This is a genomic window from Psychromonas hadalis ATCC BAA-638 (assembly GCF_000420245.1).
Lineage (GTDB): Bacteria > Pseudomonadota > Gammaproteobacteria > Enterobacterales > Psychromonadaceae > Psychromonas > Psychromonas hadalis.
On sequence record NZ_ATUO01000171.1, the window covers coordinates 1 to 7230 of the forward strand.

The 7230-nt window shown below is 38.5% G+C and carries 8 protein-coding genes and 1 pseudogene; 2 read left to right on the top strand and 7 right to left on the bottom strand.

The features are described from left to right. Window positions 1-115 precede the first annotated feature (115 nt). Window positions 116-593: pseudogene (locus tag G322_RS21925) on the bottom strand (acyl-CoA thioesterase). A 171-nt stretch (window positions 594-764) separates the two neighbouring features. Here G322_RS21925 and G322_RS0116035 point away from each other — a divergent pair. Then, window positions 765-959, top strand: coding sequence for a YwbE family protein (locus G322_RS0116035; RefSeq protein WP_022942736.1), 195 nt, complete (start codon window positions 765-767; stop codon window positions 957-959). Between the two features lie 46 nt (window positions 960-1005). Here G322_RS0116035 and G322_RS0116040 read toward each other — a convergent pair whose 3' ends face one another. The 3 genes from G322_RS0116040 to G322_RS0116050 form a co-directional block, all read right to left on the bottom strand. Next, window positions 1006-1575 (bottom strand): RBBP9/YdeN family alpha/beta hydrolase, encoded by a 570-nt coding sequence (locus G322_RS0116040; protein ID WP_022942737.1) that lies wholly within the window; start codon window positions 1573-1575, stop codon window positions 1006-1008. Window positions 1576-1800: 225 nt separating this feature from the next. Beyond that, window positions 1801-2673: an MYG1 family protein gene (locus G322_RS0116045; protein WP_022942738.1), complete on the bottom strand. Its 873-nt coding sequence runs from the start codon at window positions 2671-2673 to the stop codon at window positions 1801-1803. Between the two features lie 360 nt (window positions 2674-3033). After that, entirely contained in the window at window positions 3034-4329 is a 1296-nt protein-coding gene (locus G322_RS0116050) for a DEAD/DEAH box helicase (protein WP_022942739.1), read from the bottom strand. 152 nt (window positions 4330-4481) lie between these two features. On the opposite strand from G322_RS0116050, the gene G322_RS0116055 reads away from it, so the two are divergent. Continuing rightward, window positions 4482-5024, top strand: coding sequence for a YkgJ family cysteine cluster protein (locus G322_RS0116055; RefSeq protein WP_245542335.1), 543 nt, complete (start codon window positions 4482-4484; stop codon window positions 5022-5024). A gap of 89 nt (window positions 5025-5113) precedes the next feature. Here the strand turns inward: G322_RS0116055 and G322_RS0116060 are convergent, their stop codons facing one another. From G322_RS0116060 to G322_RS0116075, 3 genes are all read right to left on the bottom strand, one after another. Next, the gene (locus G322_RS0116060) at window positions 5114-5890 is read right to left on the bottom strand and encodes a phosphatase (protein WP_022942741.1); all 777 of its coding nucleotides are present in this window, start codon (window positions 5888-5890) and stop codon (window positions 5114-5116) included. A 179-nt stretch (window positions 5891-6069) separates the two neighbouring features. Beyond that, on the bottom strand, window positions 6070-6615 hold the full coding sequence (locus G322_RS0116070) for a DinB family protein (RefSeq protein WP_022942743.1): 546 nt from the start codon (window positions 6613-6615) through the stop codon (window positions 6070-6072). Between the two features lie 310 nt (window positions 6616-6925). Further along, window positions 6926-7147 carry a hypothetical protein gene (locus tag G322_RS0116075; protein ID WP_022942744.1) on the bottom strand — a complete coding sequence of 74 codons (222 nt, stop codon included), beginning with the start codon at window positions 7145-7147 and terminating at the stop codon, window positions 6926-6928. Window positions 7148-7230: the final 83 nt, after the last annotated feature.

The following is a 7230-nucleotide window of genomic DNA, read 5'->3' on the forward strand; positions in this document are numbered from 1 at the left end:
AGCAACAAGATGTTCTAACACGTACATTTACTGAGTCTATGTAAAGTAGCCAGCTAAAATAAAAATGACATAAGGAAGCATAAGCTTCCTTTTTTGTACCTGAACATAAAATATGTTATTCATTTCCAACAAAAATTTGTATTTCTCGGCCTGTTTTTTTACGCATCTCCATCCGTTTTTAGCGGTATCATGCTCTCTAATATCGACTTTACTCTCTGATATCCATTCGGGAATACGCACTGATTGATCATGCTTATCGACGGTAACCATCACCACGATACAATGTGTGGTTAAACGCCTATTTAATGATTTTGAATCACAAGCCAACCTCTATTGCAATGTGCGTTGACGACTTCCTGTAGAGATCACTTTCGCACTTACCTCTACTAAACTACCCACATGAATTGGTGTAACAAAACAAATTCCACCCGCATAGGCGGTAACACAATAACGGCGACTCCAACCAGCAGAACACATTTCATGACCGCCCCACCATGCACCTTGCCATCAAAACTGACATCAACAGGCTCAGCTAAAAAATGTAAAACACTATCTCTTTGTGGTTTATTCACTATTTTATTTATCTCTATCATGCTTGAATACTTTGGTTTTTAGCTATCTCTAAAACCCTACTTATTTATTTTATCAATCGGTAGCTTTGCTTCTGAAAATTGACAGTATTAAAGAATAAAGTAGTTGAAAAAAAATCGTATACAGATGAAAATCACCAGTACTTCAACATAATACCAACAAGGACAATAATGATGAACGGAACCAACAGATCTAATATCAAAAAAGGTTTATTAGTATCGATCGTTTTAAAACAGGATCAACGTAGTGGCGTACTAACCGAGGGCATAGTAAAAGATATTTTGACCAACTCCCACAATCATCCTCACGGCATTAAAGTTCGTTTAGAAGATGGCTCTGTCGGTCGCGTTAAAGTTATTTCAGATTAATTTCATTGATATTGTACGATAGCATCGGTTTTTTATATACTCGTCATCATTCAAGATGACGGGTATATAACGTCAAGCAACGCATACCCGCTAATTGCTCAATCCATTTTTCCGCTTCGGGCCATTCCCCAAATCCAGCGTCGGTATGAAAATGTGAAGCTCCTTTCACCAAAATCAGTTCACTCCCCCAATCTTTACCCATTTTCTCACTGCGTAATACACTGCTGTGCTCATCGTTATCACTGTAAATGAGTTTAGTGGTAAACGGTAAAGTATGCTCAGGCAATGGGCGCTGGACATGAATGGGAGCAATGGCACTCTCACGGTCGATATCAGCAGGTGCAACTAATAATGCACCTTTTACTTTGTGACTATCACAAGCAAGTGCCCACTGGGCAATCGCTACTGCACCACAACTATGACCCACCAAAATGATATCGCCATCAATTTTTGACACCGTATTTTCAATGCCTTGTATCCACAACTCGCGATCAGGGCTTAACCAATCTTGTTGCTGTACACGTTTAACATTAGCCAGTTTTTCTTCTAATAACGTTTGCCAATGTGCAGGACCTGCATTGGTATAACCGGGTACATTTACGATAGTAATAGTCATAATAGAGATGAATCCTCTAAACAATTGATGAGGTTATACCATTCCGCTTAATATAATGATCAGGTTTTACGCAGGGTAAATGACTAAGGTCAAGGCGCATGATTGAGTAATAGCTGGCTATTGCGATTGAATGCAACGCAGATATTAGTCATTTAAACCAGTAAAAACGATCAGTTACTTAGGCGGATTGGTATTAAACACTTAACCACGATATCGACAGATAATTTACGCTTCGATAAGTGCCATGGTTGCCATTTTCATGATGCTTGTAAATGACTCTGCACCCGCAATAAACAAACCATTATGACAAAACATTGCATCATCAATACCCGTCATCTCTTGAAGTGCCTTACCATTTAATCCTGCCCAATTTTTGGGTAACGATTTTCTATCTTCAAATGAACCAAGCTCTGCAGGTACAGTTTGAATTCTCCATTGCCCTGTCTGAGCAGGATAAACCACAAACAACGCTTTTTTAGATGAACTATGTACGGTTCTTTTCCACGGCGTATATTTTTCTAAAACAATCACTCTCGGGTCGTCAGCGTCATCAATTGCTTTAGCCACAATAACTTTTGCGCTAATGCCCCCCGTCGCAGTAGCAATAAAGCGCGCTAAAATGCGTGATGCAAAATCAACAGCTTCATTGAAACAGGCATCAAAATCACCCTCTTCTTGCCAAGTTGGGTTAAACATTGAAATTGTGTGACTAAGGCTAATACCTGTTGCAACGCCTTTTACATAACCACAATCAATACCATCAATAACGGCGACTAAACCAGAATCAACAGAATTGGCAATCTCTTGGTTACCCTGACAGATAACTAAGCCATATTTTTTCCAAATCAAACCAAATGATGAATAGGGAGTACCGTCTTCTCGCTCACCTGCGCCACCACGTTGGTGATGATCAAAACGACCTGCATCAGCATCATATTCACCGCCAACATCAAGCACAATATCAGCCTGACTAATCACCTCCGCATCACGTGTGCGTATTAGGTTAAAAGAGGGAAAAATACATTTAAGTGTAGCGATACTGAAAACATCATCAGCATGGAAATTACCATCATGGGTTACTATCGTTTTATCATTCATCTTTTTTATCATTTTAGGTAGAGATAAGAGACTGCCACGCACTAAACATGACAGATTGGAAAATATTTAATCCGATTGCTATTAAGTGAGTAACAAGTGTGCCAGCTATACCAATCAGAATAAGTAGCGGATCAATCTTGCTGGTTAAAATAAATTATTTCATCGTTGCACGTTTCGCAAAGGGAACAACCATAAAAGAATTAAAGTCTTTATTTTAATTCTACCGAAAGAAGAATAACGTAGTTAATCTTCGAAAGGCGTCAACTTGCACCTTGAACTAATCTATTTTTCCTGCGTAATATTAGATCACAGACTTAATCCAATGGGCATGACTAAAATAGAAGCACTTAAAGCTATTGGTTAATCTTTTCTTAACCAAATATCAGCATTAATTTGTTCATGATCTTTGCGTTTTTTCTTACCGCTACCCTCAGGTTTTGCCATTGGTTTATCAACATTAAATGAGGCTTCATTATAGGCTTCTGCGACTTCAAAACCCGCGACTTGTTCACGCTCAAGACGAAGTTTGTTCTTCTTTTCGATCACTTTGAAGTGATGATAATCTTCATGATCAATCAGTGATAAGGCCAAACCAACCTCACCTGCACGACCACTTCGACCAATACGATGCATATAATCTGATGGACTTCTTGGCAAATCAAAATTGATCACTACAGGTAACTTTTCAATATCTAGACCACGAGCCGCAATATCGGTTGCAATTAACACTTGAATTTCACCCGCTTTAAATGCCTCAAGCACACGATTTCGCGCACCTTGACCTTTATCACCATGAAATACTTCTGCACTAATGCCACGTTTAGCCAACTTTTCAGCTAAATGATTACAGCTCTTTTTTGCATTCACAAAAATGAGCGTTTGTTGCCATTGATGCAGTTTAATTAAATGCGCCAAAAGGGCTGTTTTTTGCCCTTTATTCACGGTAAAAACACGCTGCACTAAGGTACTGGCATCACTACTTTGTAACTGTATTTCAACAGGATCGTTAAGTAGTTCTTGTGTTAACGCCTTTACTTGTTCAGGAAAGGTCGCTGAAAACAGAAGGATCTGTTTTTTCTTTGGTAATAATGCGAATAGCGCAGAGAGTTCTTCAGTAAAACCGAAACTTAACATGCGATCAGCTTCATCAAGTACTAAGGTAGTCACCCTATCGAGCTTGATCGCATTACTTGAAATCAGATCCAGTAATCGCCCCGGCGTTGCTACCAAAATATCAGTCCCACCACGTAGTGCCAGCATTTGTGTATTCGCTGAGACACCACCAAAAACGGCAACTGTTTTAATCGAGCCATTAAAATGCACTGCATAAGATTTAATACTATCAGCAACTTGCTTAGCAAGTTCACGCGTCGGCACTAAAATCAGTCCTGTTACATAGTTACCTTGACTGCTTTTGCTATTTGATGCTTTTGACAGTTGCTGTAATAGTGGTAATGCAAACGCAGCCGTTTTACCCGAGCCTGTATTTGCCCCAGCAATTAAGTCTCGCCCCGCTAATACACAGGGAATAACTTGCGCTTGAATAGGCGTTGGTTGCTGATATTTCAGCTCCGTTAATCGCGCTAACAGAGGTGAAATCAGACCAAGTTCAGTAAAGTTGCTTGATGTTGCATTAGGGGTTTTGACAGTACTCATTAATGTAAGGACTCAATGTTAAGATAATAGCCGACTATTTTAGCTTATTTATGCCCATTTAAGTGAGTTAAATTATTCACATCTCGAATAGACTGAATTTGATTTATGATCGCTATTCATATATATCTATTGTTTTTAAGTTACCCGTTTAGGTGAAAATATTGAGTGAAAATAATGAGTCACATTTAGTGCCCAATCGCGAGTGTGGACAATGTACTGCATGCTGCGTTGTGTTGCTTATTGATGATAAAAATTTTAAAAAACCCGCCGACCAACGTTGCGTAAATATAATGAAAACCGGTGGCTGTAAAATCTATAACAAAAGACCATCAGTCTGCCAAGAGTGGCACTGTGCATGGCGTTTCATGGCACAGCTAGATGAAAATTGGCGACCTGATCGCTCTGGGATACTCTTACGCTCAGACGAAAATGGCATTATTTTTCAACCAATACAAGACCCTAAAAAAGTGTTAACCAATGAGCGCACTATAGAGCTAATTGGTGGAGGGGTCGCGCAAGGTATTCCAATGTCTATGTCTATTCCGACGAAAAAGGGGTTTCGTAGTTATAGTGTCTCGCTCAACGAGCCTTTAGAGATTGCGGTACAATCTAGAAATCTTTTTACTATTCAAGAAAAAATGGTTGAATTGATTGAGTTTGCATCAGCACAAAATACATCTTCAATTGCTGATTGAGATTACAAAAAATAAAACGACTCTTTCGTTATAGGGCGGATCTGTATTTTATTCTTTTGGAAAAAAGACAAGATCTACTCCAATAAATATTACTTATTTAAATTTTTAAGCCACGGTTGCAACTCTTCAGCAACTGATTTTCCATGCTCTGATAAAAAGTCGATAAATGCAGCAGGTGTTCGATTAGCAATATTTTTTTCATTAAAATTCACCCGTTGCAAAGCCTCAATGGCTTGATCAAAAATACCCACTTGAAAACTAATATGCGCATCGCTACCGACACTTACTTTCCAACTGTGTTTATCAACAAACTCAATTAATGAGACACAAAAAGGTGCAGAGCCATTTCTAGAATGATTAAACGAGCTATTGTTTATTTCAATTAATACATTGTTATCTTTAGCGGCTCGTACGATCTCTTCTTGATAAAGTGGATAATTGGGATTACCCAGATGGCCCATAATTTGAATGACACCGCTTTCTATCGCCTGAATAGCGGCTTTAGTATTTTCTTTAATACCTGCGGGCGGAAACACTGGCTCATGAAAACTGGCAATGGCAAAATCTAAATAAGGTAAAAGTGAATCGGGTAAATCAACATTACGCTGTGTGGCATGCTCATAAGGTGCATTCATAATATTAGCTTCGATGCCTCTTAAAATAGCAATGTCATCGACGATTCGAGGAATAACCTGCATATTACCAAAGTGCCACATATGAGGGGAATCAGGCATACTTGGCGCATGATCTGTTAGTGAAAAAAGTTGTAACCCGTTTATTTTTGCAGAAGTAATATAGTCATGAACAGTGCTATAAGCATGGGTGCTAGCGACGGTATGAGAGTGTGTATCACAAAGAATTTTCATGGAGGCCTTATTTTTTAAATGGCAAAGAATCGAAGCATTTTCAATCTTTATTATTTATAACACACTTAAAAAAAACAGTAAGGATCAAAGCAAAATAAGTGTCTGATCTTACGTTTTTTTCTTTTTCGAAATCCAAAATAATTACCCATTTTTATCTTGGCTAACAAGCGATGCTCATTTTAACGAATCTGATTAACATTGGGTTGTATAAACACTAAGTCTGTAATACCAACATCGATGCCCGATTGGCTGAGAAGCGTGGTGACTTGGCCTCGGTGATGTGTCTGGTGATTAAAAACATGCATCAACAAATTAAACAGTGTTTTGTTCGCGGTGACACCTTTTTGGTTTTGGTAACTGATTGGCTGTAACAGCTCCTCGTCAGTTAATAAACTTGTTAACTCTAGTAACGCTTCATCTAATAATACGCGGCGATCTTTAAGATCGCTGAAGTTATTCGCGAGAAATGTGTCAAGTGATTCAGGTATTGCTAATGCCGAAATTGGCGCGTATGCCTGATATGTTTGTAACACAGGAGAAAATCGCTTTAACCAGAGGGTATCACCCACACAAATATGATTTAATGAAGCAAAAACGGAACCAAAAAATGCGCCTTTATCCTCATGTAACTTTTCTGGGGAAAGTGTTCCAGCTGCTTCGTATACTTTTTGATTCATCCACTGGTTATAGTCTGCCATTAAGTAGACATGATCTTTCAATTTCATAAAAATAGGCTCCTTGGAATAAAGTGAGGTTGTAAGATTATTTTAGTAATGTACACCATATTGAATTTCTAGTTTTTTTAAAGTAATAAATGCAAAAAACGTCATTTTAATTGTTAAACCGGTTTGCTTGATTACTCAATAGAAACGTAACGGGTAAATTGCATCTCCGCGGAGACACTACAAGCCACATGGATCTCTCCGATCTTCCATTTCTAGATTAAGCTTTCCGACCTCAAACGCCATTCTTTTGCATAAGCAAGCTTTACCTGCTCGGCAATAAGTACTTTAAATGCTTCAGTAGCAAATTGGTTTAGCACTTGACCATTAACAAAGAATGTTGCGTTTTTAATACTTTTGCGTCTTGTGCATCTTTTTGCATAATATCTGCAACAGCCTGACTTTTCATATCAACTTTAAGTTTGTTGATATCAATGCCAATATCTTGCAAGTAGGGATAGAGCAAGTTCACGTCTGCAGTATGGTTTGTTACCCAGTGGCTTTGAAAAAGAAAACAACACGTAAAGCTTCCCAAAACTTGCTCTGAAGCTTATACCAATCCGCCTAAGTAACTGATCGTTTTTACTGGTTTAAATGACTAATATCTGCGTTGCATTC